Source organism: Pseudoduganella sp. UC29_71 (genome assembly GCF_042693265.1).
Classification (GTDB): Bacteria; Pseudomonadota; Gammaproteobacteria; order Burkholderiales; family Burkholderiaceae_D; genus Rugamonas.
Genome location: NZ_CP170549.1, coordinates 6,379,228 through 6,398,095 on the forward strand (window position 1 = coordinate 6,379,228; position 18,868 = coordinate 6,398,095).

Sequence of the window (18,868 nt, forward strand, 5' to 3'; positions counted from 1 at the left end):
CAACTTGCCGATCAGTAGTTAGTTGGCCCGTGGGGGCCGGGATCGAGCGATTATGCCGGAATTTCGTCAAGGCGGCCAAACCCGAGCCTTGATGCAGCGCATGCTTACTTTACTTTGTTTACTTAACTTTGGCGCGCGGATGGGCTTGGTCGTAGACCTGGGCCAGGTGCTGGAAGTCCAGCGCCGTGTAGACCTGGGTGGAGGCGATGGTGGCGTGGCCCAGCATGTCCTGCACGGCGCGCAGGTCGCCCGACGATTGCAGCACGTGCGAGGCGAAGGAGTGGCGCAGCATGTGCGGGTGCACGCCGGACGGCGCGCCGGTGGCCACGCCGTGCGCCTTGAGCCGCAGCTGCACCACGCGCGCCGACACCCGCGTGCCGCGCGCGCCGGTAAACAGCGCCGCGCTGCCGTCGGCCGGCGCGGGGCGCACCTTGAGCCAGGCGGCGAGCGCGGCCATGGCGGCCTGGCCCACGGGCACGGTGCGGCGCTTGTTGCCCTTGCCCAGCACGGTCACGTCGGCATTGCCCTGTTCCAGCCAGCCCAGCGCGTCCTTGCTGTACTGCACGTCCAGCCCCACCAGTTCCGACACCCGCAGCCCGCTCGAATACAGCAGCTCGAACATGGCCTGGTTGCACAGCGCGGCCGGCTCCAGCGCCGCGTCCGGGCCGCCGGCGGCATGGGCGTGCGCCGGCGTCGACACCAGGCGCACTGCGTCGTCCACGGACAGGGCTTTGGGCAGGGTCTTGGCGCGCTTGGGGGCGCGCACGCCCTGCGCGGGATTGGCGGCCAGCGCGGTCTGCCCGGCCAGCCAGTCGAAGAAGCCGCGCCAGCTGGACAGCTTGCGGGCGATGGAGCGCGGCTCCAGTTCCTTGCCGTGCAGGCGCGCGGCGTAGCGCCGCACGTCGGCCTGCGTCAGCGCGGTCCAGCCGGTCTCGCCGCTGAGCGCGGCCAGCTCGGCCAGGTCGCGCCGGTAGGCGTCCAGCGTGTGCGGCGACAGCTTGCGCTGCGTGCGCAGCTGCTCGATGTAGGCCTGCACCCACCCGGCTTTGCCGCGCTCGCCCATGGCGCTCAGGCCAGCAGCGGGGCCAGCGCGGTGCTGGCCGTTTCGCCGATGTGGACCAGGAAGTCGGTCGCCATCAGCGAGGTGAAGCGTTCGGAGTCCGGCGAGCCCAGGATCAGCAGGCCGAAGGTGGCGCTCTTGCCGCCCGGAACGGACGTGCCCGGCTTGCGCAGCGGGATGATGACGGTCGATTGCACATGGCCCGCGTCTTCCAGCCAGCGCACCGCCTCGAAGTCGTTGTTGGCGCCGCAGTACGGGGCCATCAGGCTGTTGGCGAAGATGCGCGCGTCGTCCGAGGCGCCGGCGGTGAACCACTCGTCCGCGTACTCGGGCTTGGCGCCCCACAGGCGCAGGGTGGCTTGCGGCACGTGGAAGCTGCTCTTCAGGCTGTCGGCCAGCACGCGCGGCATGGCGCTGTCTTCGCGCACCTGCAGCAGCGCCTGGGTCCAGCTGTGGAAGCGGCCGGCGATGGTTTCGTTTTCCTTGGCGTGGCGCGACAGTTCGGCCATGCGCAGTTCCAGCGCCTTGTACTTGTCGCGCATCACTTCCATCTGGCGCTCCTGCAGCGAGACGGCGCGCCCGGTCAGCGGACTGGAAAGTTTCACCTCGCCCAGCAGGCTGGCGTGCTCTTCGAAGAAGTGCGGGTGGTCGGTCAAGTATTGCAGTACGGCGGTGGCATCCATTGTTCAGCTTGTGGGTTGAGAGCAATGCACATTCTAACCGACGCCACAATAAAAAAGACGCCCGCAGGCGTCTTTCGGTGTGGCGCGGAAACGGTATCAGAAGCGGTGGCGCATGCCGACCTGGATGCCCTTGCTCGACTCGCCCGGTTTCGACGTGAAGCCGCCCGAGGCGCTGGCCGCGCCGATGGCGTACTGGCCGTCGTTTTCGTTCTTGATGTAGGCGCCCACCAGGTACACGTCGGTGCGCTTGGACAGGTTGTAGTCGTAGCCGATGCCGTACTGGGTGGCGTCGCTGGCGTCGGCGCGCTTGTCGTCCTGGCGCACCACGGATGCCATGATGCGGCCCGCGCCCACCTTGTAGTGGAAGCCGACCTGGTAGCTGATGGCGTCCAGCAGGAAGTTGCGCTTGAGCGCGGCGTTGGCCTGGCCGGCCAGCAGCGTGCCGAGCGGCGCAGGGAAGGCGGCGAAGGTCGGCGCCAGCAGGTCGCCCGCGTAGCGGATGATGACCGAGTTCTCGTTCTTCTGCTTGTGGGTGCCCAGGAACAGCTTCCAGTTGTCGAAGGCGTAGGAGCCGGCCAGCGTGGTGGTCACCAGGCCGCGCGCGCCGACCTGGTCGGTACCGTGGTTGTGGCCCAGGCCGAGGTCCCAGCCGTTCGCCACGTAGCGCACGTTGGCGCCCCAGGAGCGCTTGTCCATGCCAATGTAGCCCGATTTCTCGGTGCCGTACATGGCCGAGGCCTTGATGCCGTTTGGCAGTTCCATGCGGTACTGGATCGACTTGTCGGAGCGGATGGCGATGCCGGCCGTCAGCAGGCCGCCGGTGCCGCCCACGATGCCGCCCCAGCCGGCCGCCGTGCCGGACTCGAACACGTCGCCGGCGTTCAGCACTTCGTAGCCCGGCGTGTACATGCGGCCCAGCAGCACCGCGCCCACCGGCGTGATCAGGCCGACCATGGAGGTGCGGTCGAACAGCGCGTTGTTAATGTTGACGTTGATGGCCGGGTTCAGCGCGGCCTGCACGCCGGCGCGCAGCTTCTCGGCCGTGGCGGCGCCGCCGGCAGCGGCCGGCACGGTGAAGTTCAGGCCTTCGGTCAGCGCGAAGGTCGGGTTGCTGCTCAGGTTGCCGGTTTGCTGGCGGCCGGTGTCCAGTTCGACGCGCGCTTCCAGGTTGAAGATGGCCTTGTAGCCGCCACCCATGTCTTCGATGCCGCGGAAGCCGAGGCGGGAGCCGTCGGCAATGCCGCTGACCAGCTTGGTCTTGGCGTCCTGGCCGCCGTTCTTCACGTACATCACGCCGGCGTCGGCGATACCGTAGATGGTGACCGAGGATTGTGCCAGGGCAGGCACGGCGAAACAGGCGGCAATACCCGCTGCGAGCAGTTTAGTTTTCATGCAGTCTCCAAAAGATTGAGGTGTTTTTTTATTATTCTCAAAATAGTACGTGCGTACTAATTCGGTGCAACCAATATGACACGGCAATCCAACCTTGTACAGAAAGCCATGTTGGCTTCTGCGGTCGCAGTTGCGAAAAAGTCACAATATCAAAAAGAAACGGACCTGCTGGAGGTCCGTTTCGTTGCGATGCGCCGGGGGCGCGTCAGAAGTTGTGGTGGATACCGACCGAGTAGTGGTTCACCGTGCTGTCGTTCAGCGTGCTGGTCGCTGCCGGCAGCGGCGTCTTCTTGTTCGACAGGTCGAAGTAGATATAGGTGCGGGTCGACAGGTTGTACTCGTAGCCGATCGATGCCTGCTTGGTCTTCAGGATGCGGTCCGGGGTCTTCACGCCATAGCCCAGCAGCAGCTTGCCCGGGCCTACGGTGTAGTTGGCGCCCACGATCCAGGCGTCGGTTTCGTGGTTGGCCGCGCCGGCCACCACGGTGTGGTCCATGTCCTGCTTCTGGTAGGAAGCCATCAGCTTCAGGGCCGGGATCGGCTTGAACGACGCGCCCACCGACCACAGCTTGGTCTCGATCGCGTTGCGCTCATAGGCTGCGTAGGCGGCGAACTGGTTCAGCGTGTAGGTGGCGCTGGCGCCCCATGGGTTGGCCGACGGCATGGCGTTGACGCCGTACTGCGGCGCCAGCGTGGTGCCGCGGCCGACGATGGCGGTGGTATTGCCCAGCGCTTCCTTGGCGGCCACGGCCACGTTCAGCTGGAAGCCGCTTACGACCGGCGTGTTATACCAGACCGCGTTCGAGAAGCGGTTGCCCGAGGAGCCCGGTGGCGCCAGCGGATCGCTGGTGTAGCCGGCCACTTGCAGATTGGTCTGGTAACCGGCCACGGCAGGGACGCCGCTCCATGGCTCGAAGGCGGTGGACGTTTCCTGGAACGGCGTCAGGCCGCGGCCCAGGCGCACGGTACCGAAGTCGCCCTGCAGGCCGACGCGGCTCTGGCCCTGGAACAGCGGACGGCTGTTGGTGCCGGCCGTGTTCTCGATGGTGCCGGTGTCCGGCTCGTAGCGGATCTCCAGCTGGAACAGGGCCTTCAGGCCGCTGCCCAGGTCTTCCACGCCGCGGAAGCCGAGTTTGTTGTTGTCGCGTTTGCCGATCTGGGCCGTGGTGCCGGTGGTTTTTGAAACGCCGGCATCCAGCGTGCCGTAAATAGTGACGGACGATTGCGCATGAGCTCCAGCGAAGGCGCCCATGAGTGCCAGGGCCACTAATGATTTTTTCATTTGTTCTTCCTTATAGATAAATCGATCAAAGAGCTAAAGCATGAAGTGCGTGCATTCGACACTCATCTGGTCTAAACCTTAATTGCTGTCTGCACAATGTGGCAAAGGATTGGTCGATTATGAGGGGTAGTATTGGTCGAAAGCCAAAAAAATGTGGTTTCTTGTTGTATTTTTGAAACGCTTGAATGGCTGTCCACTGCATGCACTGTGGCAAGGTTTCCTTTCGTCTAGTTAATGGATTGTTATTTAGCGTACACGCTTTCGCGTGCCGCATTACTTGAGCAATATCAAACACTTAGCATTTAGGGCATGAGACGATTGGCATTAAAACTACACTTGGGCTTACTGACATTGTTGGAATGTGGCAAGATCAAACAAATAACTAGCCGCCCGGCGCGTGACCGGGACCGGCAGAGACGCAGCGTTTTCTTGAATGAATCATATTAATAGTGGAACGATGGCAAATCGTGAAGAACTAGTAATGATCCGAGGGGCGCGCGCTGGAGACGCCCAGTGCCAACTGGCACTGGGGAAGCTGTATCTGTTCGGCGGCGCCAGCCTGCCGCAAAGCCCGCCCACCGCCTTGCACTGGCTGCACCGTGCCGCCATCCAGGGACGGGACGAGGCGTGGCGTTTGATCGGCAGCCATGTCGGCTACGAACACGCACAGCACAGCCGCGAGGCGGTATTGCCCTGGTATGAACGCGCCTGGGAGGCCGGCGTGCTGCCGGCCGGCCTGGTGCTGGCCCAGCTGGTGCTGAGCACGCCGCCCGGCGAGTCGGACGCGGCCGGCGCGCTGGGGGCGCTGGGCGCCCTCGGCATGGCAGCCGCCAGCGCGCACGGCTCGCTGCGCGCCAAGGCCATGCAGGCGCTCGACGCGGCGGTGCGGGCCGGCTTGCCGGGCGCGGTGCGCCTGCTGGCCCAGCAGCAGCCGGCGCCGGCCGCCCAGGCCGCTGCAGCGCCGGCCGCCGCCGCAGCGGATGCGCCCCCCATCCCCATCAACTCGCTGGCCTACGTGGCGCTGGACGAGGCCTGGGGCAAGCTGCCCCGCGCGGCCTTCCTGGAGCAGGCGCTGCCGCTGGTGCGCCAGTTGCTGCGCGAAGCGCCGCCGGACGCCGAAGCGGCGCGCAACGCCGGCTGGCAAGCCGCGCCGCAGCAGGTGCAGCTGCTGGCGCGCTGCGCCCAGGCGCTGGCGCAAGTGGATGCCTATGCCGACGCCGATGTCGGCCTGGAGGCGGACGGCACCGAACTGCATTGCCGCGAGCTGGCCGCCCATGGCGGCGACCGCACCGCCCAGCTGGCGCTGGGCCTGTGGTTCGCGCGCATGACCCGCGACGGCCAGCGCGTGCGCGACGGCATTGCCGCCGTCAATTTCAAGCGCGCCATCCGCTGGCTGACCCAGGCCGGCGAGCAGGGCCTGGCGGACGCCTGGTTCGCGCTGTCGCGCATCTACATCAAGCCGGAATTTTCACAGCGCAGCGTGAGCGAGGCGCAAGCCTGCCTGGAGCGCGCGGCCGACATGGGCCACAGCGCGGCGCAGCTCGAATGCGGCATCCACGCCTGGCGCACCCGGCGCGGCGGCGAGGAGAACGACGTGCGCGCCGCCTACTGGCTGCACAAGGCGGCCGCGCAGGGCAGCGGCGAAGCGCAGGCGGCGCTGCGCCGCATCGCGCCGCAGACCGACGGCGGCGGCTGGGCCGCCAGCCTGCCGGGCGTGAGCCGGGAATTGCTGGGCAGCCAGCCGCTGCTGGCGGCGCGCGTGGAACTGGCGGGATGGTTCGGCCTGAGCCGGGCCGAGGCGCTGCTGCTGGACGTGAAGGCGGCCGACCGCGGCCACTGCCTGGTGGTGGACATCCGCGCCAGCTACGGGCGCGGCAAGCGCCGCCTGGTGCTGGTGCGCAACGCCCAGCAGCGCCAGGCGCTGGACCGCATCGGCCGCTTATTCGAGCATGTGGATGCCGGCCTGAACGGGCCGGAAGGGAATTACCGCCAGCGCCTGTACCGGCTCAAGACCTGGCTGCCGGGCGAGGGCGCCGGCGATGCCGCCGAGCAAGCCGGCAGCAACGGTTTGCAGCCGGCCTAGCGCCGGTCCAGATCGTTCAGGTCGTTCAGATCTCGATTTCGCCTTCGTACACGGTGACGGCCGGGCCGGTCAGGTAGACCGGCTGGCCTTCGCCGGCCCAGGCGATCGACAGCTGGCCGCCGCGCGCGTCCACTTTCACCGGCGAATCGAGCAGGCCGCGGCGGATGCCGGCCACCACGGCGGCGCAGGTGCCGGTGCCGCAGGCCAGGGTTTCGCCCACGCCGCGCTCGAACACGCGCAGGCGGATGTGCTGGCGGTTTACCAGCTGCATGAAGCCGGCGTTGACGCGGCGCGGGAAGCGCGGATGGTGCTCGATCAGCGGCCCGGTCAGCTCCACCGGCGCCGTGTCCACGTCGCCCACCAGCTGCACCGCGTGCGGATTGCCCATCGATACCACCGACACCAGCACGGTCTCCTTGTCGCCGCCCAGTTCCAGCACCAGCGGCCACAGCGTGTCGCGGCCCTCGGCCACGCCCTGCAGGCCATCGGCGTCGAACGGCACGCGGGCCGGCTCCAGCACCGGCGCGCCCATGTCCACCGTCACGCTGCCATCGTCTTCCAGGCGCGGCGCGATGATGCCGGCCATGGTTTCCACGGAGATGCTGCGCTTGTCCGTCAACCCTTTTTGCGACACGAACTTGGCGAAGGCGCGCGCGCCGTTGCCGCATTGCTCGACTTCGCCGCCGTCGCTGTTGAAGATGCGGTAGCGGAAGTCGCAGCCCGGCTGGGTCGGCTTTTCCACCACCAGCATCTGGTCCGCGCCCACGCCGAAGCGGCGGTCGCCCAGCTGCTTCCATTGCGCCGCGGTGAAATCGATCTGCTGGCCGATGGCGTCGATGACCACGAAGTCATTGCCGGCGCCGTGCATCTTGGTGAATTTGAGTTTCATAGTTCGCTGCATAGGTTGGCTTAGCGCGCCTTGCCGTAGAAGGAAGGCTCGCCGTTGGGACGCGTCTTGAAGCGCTTATGCGTCCAGAAATATTCGGCCGGGGCCTCGCGCACGCGCTCCTCGATGAAGGCGTTCATGCGGCGCGTCGCTTCCACCATGTCCGGACCAGGATAATTGTCCCACGGTGCATAGAATTGTACCTGCCAGCCCTGGTAGCCGGGCAGGAAAGTGGAGATCACCGGCATCACCTGGGCGCCGGTGGCGGCCGCGATGCGGGCCGTGGCCGACAAGGTGGCGGCCTGCACGCCGAAGAAGGGCACGAACTCGGCGTCCTTCTCGCCGAAATCCATGTCCGGCAGCATGAAGTAGGGCAGCTTTTCCTTCAGCGCGCGCAGGATGGGCTTGATGCCGTCCAGGCGGGTGAAGAGGCGCACCGGCTTGAAGCGGGCGCGGCCATCGCGCAGCACCTTGTCGAACACGGCGTTCTTCTGCTGCACGTACATGGACGAGGCCGACGCCTGCATGGCAATGGCCGCGCCGGCCACGTCCAGGCACACGAAGTGCGGGCACAGCAGGATGGTCGGCTGGCCCGTCATGGCCGCCACCGGGATGCCGGCCGACTCCGGGTGCGCGCCGTCGTACGACACCACCCTGATCAGCCGCTGCAGCCGCGCCTCGGACGCCCACCACAGGATGGCGCGCTCGAACACGCTGCGCGCATAGGCCTGGAAGTGGCGCCGCGCCAGCGCGGTGCGCTCGGCTTCGGACAGTTCGGGCAGGCACAGGCGCAGGTTGACCAGCGTGATGTCGCGCCGCGGCTTCATGATGATGAACAGCAGCGAGCCCACCGCCTTGCCGAAGCGGCCCAGCACCGGCAGGGGCAGCCAGTGCAGCAGCCACATGAACCCCATCAGCAGCCTCATGGCGCCTCCGGCTTGTCGCTGGCGGCGGCGGGGGTGTCGGCGTGGACTGCGCCGGCCGGCACCTTGTAGCGGTTGTAGCTCCAATAATATTGCGATGGCGCACGCGCGATCAGCTTTTCCATGGCCGCGTTGATGGCGCGCGCCTGTTCGGCCGTGCTGCCGTCCAGCGTGCCCTCGAACGGCACGAAGCGGATCACGTAGCCGCGCCCGAACGGCAGGCGCTCGGCGTAGGTGACGATGACCACCGCGTCGCCCAGCTGCGCCAGCTTGGCCGGCAAGGTCATGGTGTAGGCGCTGCGGCCGAAGAAATCGGCGAACACGCCTTCGCCCTCCTGCGGCACCTGGTCGGGCAGCAGGCCGATCGGCATGCCTTTCTTGAGCGTCTTGGCCAGCATGCGCACGCCGGACATATTGGCCGGCGCCAGCAGCAGGTTCTTGCGCGCGCGGGCGCCCTCGATCAGCGGCTTGAGCGCGGCCTTTTTCGGCGGCCGGTACATCACCATCAGCTCGGTGCGCAGCGCAATTTCCTGCGCGACAATTTCAAAACAGCCAAGGTGTGGCGTCAGGAACACAATGCCGCGTCCGGCGTCCAGGTTTTTTTGCACCAGCTCCCAGTTCTCGGTGCTGGCGTGGCGCGACACGCGTTCCGGTGCCGCGCACCAGATGAACGGCAATTCCAGTATGCTCTTGCCAGACTCGGCGATTGCCGCGCCCAGATGGCGCTCGACGCCGGCCTGGCGCATATTGTCGCGCATGCGGCGGCGGTGCGAGGGCGACAGCAGGTAAACCAGCCAGCCGAGCGCGGCGCCCAAGGCATGCAGCACGGGCAAGGGAAAGACGGAAAGGAAGCGGAATATGGTGACAAGCATGAATGATTCGATCGGGGCAAAAAATTTTGCCTTGCCAAAAGTTTTTAAAAGAAGCGTAAAATACCACGTATGCAGTATCCGCTGAGTTAACAGACAACTTGCGAAGCGGAATATAAATATCGCTAAAGCGTCGCAAGCCGTATTGGTTGTTGCGACATGTTTACCAAACCAGTATCAGGAGCTTGCGATGTCTTCCAACGACTACCTCTTCACCTCTGAATCCGTATCCGAAGGCCACCCGGACAAGGTCGCCGACCAGATTTCCGACGCCATTCTCGACGCCATCCTGGCGCAAGACCCGAAAGCGCGCGTTGCCGCCGAAACCCTGTGCAACACCGGCCTGGTGGTGCTGGCAGGCGAGATTACCACGCACGCCAACGTTGATTATATTCAAGTTGCGCGCGAGACCATCAAGCGCATCGGCTACGACAACACCGACTACGGCATCGACTACAAGGGTTGCGCCGTGATGGTGTGCTACGACAAACAATCGCCGGACATCGCCCAGGGCGTGGACGAAGGCGCGGGCCTGGACCTGGACCAGGGCGCCGGCGACCAGGGCCTGATGTTCGGCTACGCCTGCGACGAAACCCCGGAACTGATGCCGGCCGCGATCTACTACGCGCACCGCCTGGTCGAGCGCCAGTCGCAGCTGCGCAAGGACGGCCGCCTGCCATGGCTGCGTCCGGACGCCAAGTCGCAAGTCACGCTGCGCTACGTGGACGGTCGTCCGGTGTCGGTCGACACCGTGGTGCTGTCGACCCAGCACGCGCCGGAAGTGAGCCACAAGCAGATCGAAGAAGCGGTGATCGAAGAGATCATCAAGCCGGTGCTGCCGTCGGCCTGGCTGAAGGACACCAAATTCCTGGTCAACCCGACCGGCCGCTTCGTCATTGGCGGCCCGCAGGGCGACTGCGGCCTGACCGGCCGCAAGATCATCGTCGACACCTACGGCGGCGCAGCCCCGCACGGCGGCGGCGCGTTCTCCGGCAAGGACCCCTCGAAAGTGGACCGTTCGGCCGCCTACGCCGCGCGCTACGTGGCCAAGAACATCGTAGCCGCCGGCCTGGCGCGCCAGTGCCAGGTGCAAGTGTCGTACGCGATCGGCATCGCCCGTCCGATCAACATTACCGTGTACACCGAAGGCACCGGCGTGATTTCGGACGACGCCATCGCCAAGCTGGTGCTGGAGCACTTCGACCTGCGTCCGAAAGGCATCGTGCAGATGCTGGACCTGCTGCGTCCGATCTACCAGAAGACCGCCGCCTACGGCCACTTCGGCCGCGAAGAGCCGGAATTCAGCTGGGAGCGCACCGACAAGGTCGCCGCCCTGCGCGCCGCCGCTGGCCTGAACTAACGCCCCAACGCGCCCCAACGGGGTCAGATCCGGCATTCAGACACGAGCTCAACCATTGAACGGCTGAGCTCGTGTCTGAATGCCGGAACTGACCCCAAGTTTTTCTGGCGCGGCAGTTTTTCTGCTAGAATTCCCTTCCCGAGGAGCGCTGCGACCCGCCATCACCACCAGGCAGGCCAGGCTCGGAAATCAACACCGCGCTCACGTTACTTTTTTCAACCATTGAAAGGAGGGCGTGATGAACGCCGTACTCAAATCCGCACAAGACTACATCATCGCTGACATCGGCCTGGCCGCATGGGGCGAAAAAGAAATCAAGATCGCTGAAACCGAAATGCCCGGCCTGATGGCCATCCGCGAGGAATTCGCGGCCGCGCAGCCGCTGAAAGGCGCGCGCATCACCGGTTCGCTGCACATGACCATCCAGACCGCCGTGCTGATCCGCACGCTGGAAGCGCTGGGCGCGCAAGTGCGCTGGGCGTCCTGCAACATCTACTCCACCCAGGACCACGCCGCCGCCGCCATCGCTGCCGCCGGCACCCCGGTGTTCGCCGTCAAGGGCGAGAACCTGGACGAATACTGGGAATACACCCACCGCATCTTCGAGTGGCCGGGCGAGGGCGTGTACTCCAACATGATCCTGGACGACGGCGGCGACGCCACCCTGCTGCTGCACCTGGGCACCCGCGCCGAAACCGATATCTCGGTGCTGGCCAACCCGGGTTCGGAAGAAGAAATCTGCCTGTTCAACTCGATCAAGGCCCACCTGGCGAAAGACGCCACCTGGTACTCCAAGCGCCTGCCGGCCATCCTGGGCGTGACCGAGGAAACCACCACCGGCGTGCACCGCCTGTACCAGATGCACAAGGAAGGCAAGCTGGCTTTCCCTGCGATCAACGTTAACGATTCCGTCACCAAGTCCAAGTTCGATAACCTGTACGGCTGCCGCGAATCGCTGGTGGATGGCATCAAGCGCGCCACCGACGTCATGATCGCCGGCAAGATCGCCGTCATCGCCGGCTACGGCGACGTGGGCAAGGGCTCGGCGCAAGCCATGCGCGCGCTGTCGGCGCAAGTGTGGGTCACCGAAATCGACCCGATCTGCGCGCTGCAGGCCGCGATGGAAGGCTACCGCGTGGTGACCATGGACTACGCCGCCGAACACGGCGACATTTTCGTTACCTGCACCGGCAACTACCACATCCTGACCGAGCAGCACATGCTGGCCATGAAGGACCAGGCCATCGTCTGCAACATCGGCCACTTCGACAACGAGATCGACGTTGCCGCATTGAAGAAGTACCAGTGGGAAAACATCAAGCCGCAGGTGGACCATGTGATCTTCCCCGACGGCAAGCGCATCATCCTGCTGGCCGAAGGCCGCCTGGTGAACCTGGGCTGCGGCACGGGCCACCCGTCGTACGTGATGTCCTCGTCCTTCGCCAACCAGACCATCGCCCAGATCGAGCTGTTCGTGAACACCAAGAACTACCCGGTGGGCGTGTACGTGCTGCCGAAGCACCTGGACGAGAAAGTCGCCCGCCTGCAGCTGCGCAAGCTGAACGCGCAGCTGACCGAGCTGACCGAAGAGCAGGCCGCCTACATCAATGTGAAAAAAGAAGGCCCTTACAAGCCTGAGCATTACCGTTACTAATAGGCTCGGCGGGTTACGCTGCGCTAACCCGCCCTACGCGGCAATACCGACTTAGCGTAGGGCGGGTTAGGCCGCAGGCCGTAACCCGCCAGCTCCGTTGCGAGGCTTATGTATGCGTTTGGTCCTTACCTGGTTAATCAATGCCGCGGCCCTGTTCGCCGTGCCCTACCTGATGCATTCCGTCGATGTCACGAGCATTGGCACAGCCCTGGTCGCAGCCTTAGTGCTGGGCCTGGTCAACACACTGATACGTCCTGTCCTGCTGCTGCTCACCCTGCCTGTCACGGTGCTGTCGCTGGGCCTGTTCATCCTGGTCATCAACGGCTTCATGTTCTGGCTGGTGGCCCACTGGGTCGACGGCTTCCACGTCGACAGCTTCTGGGCAGCCATGGGCGGCGCGATTTTGTACAGTGTGATTTCCTGGGCTCTGTCCACCTTACTTCTGAAGAATGCCGATGGAAACCCATAATTTCAGTATCGAATTCTTTCCGCCCAAGACGGCGGAAGGAGCGGAAAAGCTGCGCGCCGTGCGCGCCAAGCTGTCCGAGCTGCACCCCAAGTATTTCTCCGTGACGTTTGGCGCCGGCGGCACCACGCAGACCGGCACGCTCGACACCGTGCGCGAAATCCTCGCCGCCGGTGAAGACGCCGCGCCGCACCTGTCCTGCGTGGGCGGCACGCGCGCCTCGATCCGCGCCATCCTGAACGAATACAAGTCGCATGGCATCAAGCGCATCGTCGCGCTGCGCGGCGACCTGCCGAGCGGCTACGGCGCCTCGGGCGAATTCCGCTACGCCAACGAGCTGGTGGAATTCATCCGCGCCGAGACCGGCGACTGGTTCCACATCGAAGTGGCGGCCTACCCGGAAGTGCACCCGCAGGCGAAATCGCCGCAGGACGACCTGCTGGCCTTCGAGCGCAAGGTGAAGGCCGGCGCCAACGCGGCCATCACGCAGTACTTCTACAACGCCGACGCCTATTTCAACTTCGTCGAGCAGACGCAGAAGCTGGGCATCGCCGTGCCCATCGTGGCCGGCATCATGCCGATCACCAACTACACGCAGCTGATGCGTTTTTCCGACATGTGCGGCGCCGAGATCCCGCGCTGGGTGCGCCTGAAGCTGGCCAGCTTCGGCGACGACAGCGCCTCCATCAAGGCCTTCGGCCTGGACGTGGTGAGCGCCCTGTGCGAACGCCTGCTGGCGGGCGGCGCTCCCGGCCTGCACTTCTACAGCATGAACCAGGCCGCCGCCACCACAGCGCTCTGGCAGCGGCTGGTTTGATGCCTGGCGGGTTACGCGCTCCGCGCTAACCCGCCCTACGATGCGCCGATGATGCCGATGATGGCGCTGGCGCGTAGTGCGGGTTAGGCGGAGCCGTAACCCGCCAGCTCCGTCAGCACCGCATCGAGCGCGATGTCGTGGCTATCATCGGGGAAGTCGGCTTGCAGGCAGGAGTACGCAATGCCGACGGTGGCCGGGCGCGGCTCGCGTGCCAGCGTGCGGTCGTAAAAGCCGCCGCCATAGCCCAGCCGGTAGCCGTGCCGGTTATAGCTTAGGCAGGGCACCAGCAGCGCCGGCGGATAGGGCGCCATGCGCAGCTCGGCCGGCACCGCCACCCCCATCGCATCCTTCACCATGGCCTCGCCGATCTGCCAGTGCGCAAACTCGAGCGCCGCGTCCTTTTGCACCACCACCGGCAGCAGCAGCCGCACGCCGCGCCGCGCCAGCTCGGCATAGGCCGCGTTCAGGTCCGGCTCGTCGCGCAGCGGCCAGTACACGCCCAGCGCCGCCACCTTGTTTTTCCGCTGCCACGCCAGCACCTGCTCGCACAGCGCGCGGTCCCATTGCGCGCGCGTGTCCGCGTCCAGCGCGCGGCGCGCCGCCAGCATCTGTTTGCGCAGCGCCGATTTCGGGTTGCCGCCCTCTGGCGGAGCTAGGGGCTGGGCTGGGTTGCGTGGTATTCTAGGGTCGCTGATCATGTCTTGGGTCTGTCTTGAATTTTAGTGAGAGTCGTACATTGATTTCCCCGTCGAAATGGATTGCCGGCGTCATTGCAGGATGCGCCTTTGTCAGCCTGGTGCACGCACAAGACGCTGGCGCGGACAACCGCAAAGAGGACGATGCCTTCCTGCTGCTGCGCGAAGCGGTGCGCAAGGACGAAACGCAAAAGGCCGACTTCTACGCCGCGCGCCTGCCGAACTACTCCATTCCTTCCTATGTCGATTATTATCGGCTGAAATCGCACTGGCGTGACGCCACCACCTACGAGATCCGCGAATTCCTCAAGCGCTACGAAGGCAGCGCCATCGCCGACCGCCTGCGCAACGACTGGCTGCTCGAGCTGGGCCGAAAGAAGGACTGGCCGAATTTCGACGACCAGCTGCCGCAGTTCGTGCTCAATGACGACACCCAGGTCAAATGCTATGCGCTGCAGTCCAAGGCGCTGAAGGGCTTGATGGTGGCCGACGAGGCGCGCGCCCTGCTGACCGCGCCCAACGGCTACGGCGAAGCGTGCGCCGGCCTGATCGCCACCTTGTTCCAGGCCGGCCAGTTCAGCGCCGAGGACGTATGGGCGCAGGTGCGCCTGTCGGGCGAGTTCAACGCCACCGGCCAGGCGCGCCGCGCTATCCTGCTGCTGGGCGGCGTGGACAAGAAAATCACGCAGGCGGTGGACCTGCCGCTGGTGGCCATCGCCAAAGGCCCCGGCACCGGCCGCGTCGACCATGAAACCTTCCTGGTGGCGGTCGGCCGCGCCGCCAAGACCAGCATGAAGCTGGCCGTGCTGGCGCTGGAAAAGGCCGCGCCCAGGCTCACCGCGCAGGAGCAGGCCATAGGCTGGGCCGCCATCGCGCTGCAATCCTCGTATACGCTCGCGCCCGAGACCGGCAGCTACTGGCGCAAGTCCGAAGGCGCGCCGTTGTCGATCGACCAGCACCAGTGGAAGACCCGCATCGCGCTGCGCGACGGCGATTGGAAGCAGGTGAAGAAAAACATCGCGGCCATGCCCGAGTCGCTGCGCAGCGACTCCACCTGGATCTACTGGCGCGCCCGCGCGCTGATGGCCGAAGCGGGCGCCGTGCATCCCACGCCGGAAGCGGCCCAGCTGCTGCGCGGCATTGCCGACCAGTCCAATTTCTATGGCCTGCTGGCGCAGGAGGAACTGGGCAAGCTGATCTCCATTCCGCCGCCCGGCGCGCCGCTGGCGCCGGCCGAAGTGGCCGCCATCGCCGAGCGGCCCGGCTTCCAGCGCGCGCTGAAATTCTTCGGCATGCGGCTGCGCTTCGAAGGTACGCGCGAATGGAACTGGGAGCTGCGCAGCCTGAATGAGCGCGAGCACCTGGCCGCCGCCGAATTCGCGCGCCAGAACCACATCCTGGACCGCATGGTCAACACCTCCGACCGCACCCGCGTGCAGGTGGACTACACGCAGCGCTTCCCTTCGCCGCACGACGACATCATGCATCCGGCCACGCAGACGCTGGGCCTGGACAAGGCTTGGGTGTACGGCATCATCCGCCAGGAGTCGCGCTTCATCATGGACGCGCAATCGCACGCCGGCGCTTCCGGCCTGATGCAGGTGATGCCGTCCACCGCGCGCTGGGTGGCGAAAAAAATCGGCGTCACCGATTTCGTGCAGGACGCCATCACCGACGTGAAGACCAACATCATGCTGGGCACGAACTACATGAACATGGTGCTGGGCAGCATGGACGGTTCGCAAGTGCTGGCCACCGCCGCCTACAACGCCGGCCCGGGCCGCCTGCGCACATGGCGCTCCACGCTGGACAAGCCGATGGAAAGCGCGGTCTTCATTGAATCGATTCCGTATTTCGAAACCCGCGTCTACGTGAAAAACGTGATGTCGAACGCCACCTTTTACGCCGCCCTGTTCGAAGGCCGCCCGCAGTCGCTGAAGGCGCGCCTGGGCACGGTCGCGCCGAAAGGCTATACCGAGCAGGAACGCAGCGAAGCCAGCTTCGGCGGCAGATAAAAATTCAAAACCAGGAACACCTATGCAAACCACAGTATTGGACCCCACGCTGTCGCAAACCCTGGCCGCCGCGCGCGAACCGGGCCTGACCCTCGTTATCGGCAACAAGAATTATTCGTCGTGGTCGATGCGCCCGTGGGTGGCGATGACGGCCTTTAACATCCCCTTCCAGGAAGTGCGCGTGCTGCTGGACCAGAACGACACCGCCACCAGGATCGCCGAGTACTCGGCCTGCGGCCGCGTGCCGGTACTGCTGGCGGGCGAGATGACGATCTGGGACAGCCTGGCCATCTGCGAATACCTGGCCGAGCAGTTCCCGGAAAAACATATGTGGCCGCAGGACGTGGCGGCGCGCGCCATGGCGCGTTCGGTGTGCGCCGAGATGCACTCCGGCTTCTCCAGCCTGCGCAACTCGATGTCGATGAACATCAAGGGCAGCTATCCGGGCAAGGGCCGCACGCCCGGCACCCAGGCCGACATCGGCCGCATCAGCGAAATCTGGGAAGAGTGCCTGAGCCGCTTCGGCCACCACGAATTCCTGTTCGGCGAATTCACCATCGCCGACGCCTACTACGCTCCGGTGGTGATGCGCTTCAAGACCTACGGCGTGGTGCTGCCGCCCGCGCTGAACGCCTACTGCGAGCGCGTGCGCGCGCATCCGGCCGTGGCGCGCTGGATTGCCGAAGCGTTGGCCGAAACCGAAACCTGCCCGCAGCACGACGCGGAAATGCCGGACTGAGGATGGCGATGCGGATCTACGTCGTCGGCGGCGCGGTGCGCGATGAGCTGCTGGGCCTGCCCGTGCAGGACCACGACCACGTGGTGGTCGGCGCCACGCCGGAGGACATGGTGGCGCAGGGCTTCCGCCCCGTAGGCAAGGACTTCCCCGTGTTCCTGCATCCGAAGACGCAGGAGGAATACGCGCTGGCGCGCACCGAGCGCAAGACCGCGCCCGGCTACAAGGGCTTCGTGTTCCACACCTCGCCCGACGTCACGCTGGAAGACGACCTGGTGCGGCGCGACCTCACCATCAACGCCATCGCCAAGGCCGAAGACGGCACCCTGACCGATCCCTTCAACGGTCGGCGCGACATCGAACAGCGCATCTTCCGCCACGTGTCCGACGCCTTTGCCGAAGACCCTGTGCGCATCCTGCGCGTGGCCCGCTTCGCCGCGCGCTACCCGGAGTTCACGGTGGCGCCCGAAACCAATGCGCTGATGCGGCAGATGGTGGAGCAGGGCGAAGTGGACGCGCTGGTGCCAGAGCGCGTGTGGCAGGAAGTGTCGCGCGGCCTGATGGAACAGAAGCCGTCGCGCATGCTGCAGGTGCTGCGCGACTGCGGCGCGCTGGCGCGCATCGTGCCGGAGCTGGACGCGCTGTGGGGCGTGCCGCAGCCGGCGGCGCACCATCCCGAAATCGACACCGGCATCCACATGCAACTGGTGGTGGACTATGCGGCCTCGCGCGGCCACGAGCTGCCGGTGCGCTTCGCCAGCCTGATGCACGACCTGGGCAAAGGCGTCACGCCGCCGGAAAAATGGCCGTCGCACCACGGCCACGAAGGCGACGGCGCCAAACTGGTGGAACAGGTGTGCAAGCGCCTGAAAGTGCCCAGCGAATGCCGCGACCTGGCCGTGATGACGGCGCGCGAGCACGGCAACGTGGGCCGCGCGCTGCAGCTGCGCGCCAACACCATCGTGAAACTGCTGGAGCGCTGCGACGCCTTCCGCAAGCCGGCCCGCTTCACGCAGATGCTGCTGGCCACCGAGTGCGACTCCTGCGGCCGCGAAGGCAACGGCGTGAGCTTCCGCGACAAGCCCTTCCCGCAGCTGGCGCATCTGGAACAAGCGCTGGCCGCCGCGCGCGCCGTGAACGCCGGCGAAGTCGCCCAGCGCAGCGCCGGCAATCCGCAGCGCATTCCGGAGATGGTGCACCGCGCCCGCGTCGGCGCCGTGCGCGCCGCCCTGGGCGTTGCGGAGGATGCCACCGGGGACGACGATGACTAAGCTGAACATGTTCCGCAATCCGCTGCGGCGCTGGCTCAAGGGCAGCCAGTACCGGCCGACCGTTATGGTCAAGGAGCTGGCCGAGCGCGACCGGCGGCGCATGCTGAAGCATTTCCTGGCGCTGGAGAAGGCCGACCGCCTGCTGCGCTTCGGCTCCTACCTGGGCGACGAGCAGGTGGCGAAATACGTGCAGGGCATCGATTTTTCGCGCGACATGGTGTTCGGCGTCTACAACCGCGTGTTCAAGCTGGTGGCGGTGGGGCACCTGGCGTTCGCGCCCAAGGAGGCCAAGAAGTCGGCCACCGAGAAGGAGCGCGTGGCGGAGTTCGGCGTATCGGTGTCGAAGTCAGCGCGCGGGCTGGGCATCGGCTCCAAGCTGTTCGAGCGGGCCGCCATCCATTGTCGCAACAACGACGTGGACACGCTCTACATGCACTGCCTGTCGTCCAACCAGACCATGATGCATATCGCCAAAAAAGCCGGCATGCAGATCCACCGCGACTACGGCGAGGCGGACGCCTACCTGAAGCTGGAGGTGGCCAATCCGGCCAGCATGCTGCAGGAGGCGGTGGAAGAACAGGTGGCCACGCTGGACTACGCCATCAAGGCCAACACCCGGGCCGCCGTCAAATGGCTGGACAAGCTGCCGGGCCGTAAAAAGCAGGATCGCTGAGCG

Annotated in this window: 17 protein-coding genes and 1 riboswitch; of the genes, 9 read left to right on the forward strand and 8 right to left on the reverse strand. The window is 65.8% G+C overall.

Annotated features, from left to right (window positions below):
• Window positions 1-118 precede the first annotated feature (118 nt).
• The 4 genes from ACFJI2_RS28580 to ACFJI2_RS28595 all read right to left on the reverse strand — a co-directional run bounded on the left by ACFJI2_RS28580 (window position 119) and on the right by ACFJI2_RS28595 (window position 4,417).
• Entirely contained in the window at window positions 119-1,063 is a 945-nt protein-coding gene (locus ACFJI2_RS28580) for a tyrosine recombinase XerC (RefSeq protein ID WP_377702878.1), read from the reverse strand.
• Between the two features lie 5 nt (window positions 1,064-1,068).
• Window positions 1,069-1,743 (reverse strand): DUF484 family protein, encoded by a 675-nt coding sequence (locus ACFJI2_RS28585; RefSeq protein WP_377702879.1) that lies wholly within the window; start codon window positions 1,741-1,743, stop codon window positions 1,069-1,071.
• Between the two features lie 96 nt (window positions 1,744-1,839).
• On the reverse strand, window positions 1,840-3,135 hold the full coding sequence (locus tag ACFJI2_RS28590; RefSeq protein WP_377702880.1) for a porin: 1,296 nt from the start codon (window positions 3,133-3,135) through the stop codon (window positions 1,840-1,842).
• Between the two features lie 205 nt (window positions 3,136-3,340).
• On the reverse strand, window positions 3,341-4,417 hold the full coding sequence (locus tag ACFJI2_RS28595; RefSeq protein WP_377702881.1) for a porin: 1,077 nt from the start codon (window positions 4,415-4,417) through the stop codon (window positions 3,341-3,343).
• 481 nt (window positions 4,418-4,898) lie between these two features.
• Between ACFJI2_RS28595 and ACFJI2_RS28600 the strand changes: the two genes are divergently transcribed.
• Window positions 4,899-6,500 (forward strand): hypothetical protein, encoded by a 1,602-nt coding sequence (locus ACFJI2_RS28600; protein WP_377702882.1) that lies wholly within the window; start codon window positions 4,899-4,901, stop codon window positions 6,498-6,500.
• 25 nt (window positions 6,501-6,525) lie between these two features.
• Here the strand turns inward: ACFJI2_RS28600 and dapF are convergent, their stop codons facing one another.
• From dapF to ACFJI2_RS28615, 3 genes are read right to left on the reverse strand one after another with little or no spacing between them, the layout of a single operon-like run.
• On the reverse strand, window positions 6,526-7,389 hold the full coding sequence (gene dapF, locus ACFJI2_RS28605; protein WP_377702883.1) for a diaminopimelate epimerase: 864 nt from the start codon (window positions 7,387-7,389) through the stop codon (window positions 6,526-6,528).
• Window positions 7,390-7,409: 20 nt separating this feature from the next.
• A complete protein-coding gene (locus ACFJI2_RS28610; RefSeq protein WP_377702884.1) occupies window positions 7,410-8,312 on the reverse strand; it encodes a lipid A biosynthesis acyltransferase in 903 nt (300 codons plus the stop codon).
• Window positions 8,309-9,181, reverse strand: coding sequence for a lysophospholipid acyltransferase family protein (locus tag ACFJI2_RS28615; protein ID WP_377702885.1), 873 nt, complete (start codon window positions 9,179-9,181; stop codon window positions 8,309-8,311). Before ACFJI2_RS28615 ends, ACFJI2_RS28610 begins: the two co-directional genes overlap by 4 nt.
• A 187-nt stretch (window positions 9,182-9,368) precedes the next feature.
• Between ACFJI2_RS28615 and metK the strand changes: the two genes are divergently transcribed.
• The 4 genes from metK (at window position 9,369) to metF (ending at window position 13,475) form a co-directional block, all read left to right on the forward strand.
• A complete protein-coding gene (metK, locus tag ACFJI2_RS28620) occupies window positions 9,369-10,538 on the forward strand; it encodes a methionine adenosyltransferase (RefSeq protein WP_377702886.1) in 1,170 nt (389 codons plus the stop codon).
• Window positions 10,539-10,672: 134 nt separating this feature from the next.
• Window positions 10,673-10,748, forward strand: a riboswitch (S-adenosyl-L-homocysteine riboswitch).
• A gap of 28 nt (window positions 10,749-10,776) precedes the next feature.
• A complete protein-coding gene (gene ahcY, locus ACFJI2_RS28625) occupies window positions 10,777-12,192 on the forward strand; it encodes an adenosylhomocysteinase (protein ID WP_107869877.1) in 1,416 nt (471 codons plus the stop codon).
• A 112-nt stretch (window positions 12,193-12,304) separates the two neighbouring features.
• Window positions 12,305-12,661, forward strand: a complete 357-nt coding sequence (locus tag ACFJI2_RS28630) for a phage holin family protein (RefSeq protein WP_377702887.1) — start codon at window positions 12,305-12,307, stop codon at window positions 12,659-12,661.
• On the forward strand, window positions 12,648-13,475 hold the full coding sequence (gene metF / locus ACFJI2_RS28635) for a methylenetetrahydrofolate reductase [NAD(P)H] (protein WP_377702888.1): 828 nt from the start codon (window positions 12,648-12,650) through the stop codon (window positions 13,473-13,475). The genes ACFJI2_RS28630 and metF overlap by 14 nt, the downstream gene beginning before the upstream one ends.
• A gap of 83 nt (window positions 13,476-13,558) precedes the next feature.
• Here metF and ACFJI2_RS28640 read toward each other — a convergent pair whose 3' ends face one another.
• Window positions 13,559-14,173: a 5-formyltetrahydrofolate cyclo-ligase gene (locus tag ACFJI2_RS28640; protein ID WP_377702890.1), complete on the reverse strand. Its 615-nt coding sequence runs from the start codon at window positions 14,171-14,173 to the stop codon at window positions 13,559-13,561.
• Between the two features lie 38 nt (window positions 14,174-14,211).
• Between ACFJI2_RS28640 and ACFJI2_RS28645 the strand changes: the two genes are divergently transcribed.
• The 4 genes from ACFJI2_RS28645 to ACFJI2_RS28660 are packed head-to-tail and all read left to right on the forward strand — an operon-like array spanning window position 14,212 to window position 18,865.
• Window positions 14,212-16,185, forward strand: a complete 1,974-nt coding sequence (locus ACFJI2_RS28645; RefSeq protein ID WP_377702891.1) for a transglycosylase SLT domain-containing protein — start codon at window positions 14,212-14,214, stop codon at window positions 16,183-16,185.
• A 22-nt stretch (window positions 16,186-16,207) separates the two neighbouring features.
• On the forward strand, window positions 16,208-16,924 hold the full coding sequence (locus tag ACFJI2_RS28650) for a glutathione S-transferase family protein (RefSeq protein WP_377702892.1): 717 nt from the start codon (window positions 16,208-16,210) through the stop codon (window positions 16,922-16,924).
• An 8-nt stretch (window positions 16,925-16,932) separates the two neighbouring features.
• Entirely contained in the window at window positions 16,933-18,192 is a 1,260-nt protein-coding gene (locus ACFJI2_RS28655; RefSeq protein ID WP_377705925.1) for a multifunctional CCA addition/repair protein, read from the forward strand.
• On the forward strand, window positions 18,185-18,865 hold the full coding sequence (locus ACFJI2_RS28660; protein WP_377702893.1) for a GNAT family N-acetyltransferase: 681 nt from the start codon (window positions 18,185-18,187) through the stop codon (window positions 18,863-18,865). The genes ACFJI2_RS28655 and ACFJI2_RS28660 overlap by 8 nt, the downstream gene beginning before the upstream one ends.
• Window positions 18,866-18,868: the final 3 nt, after the last annotated feature.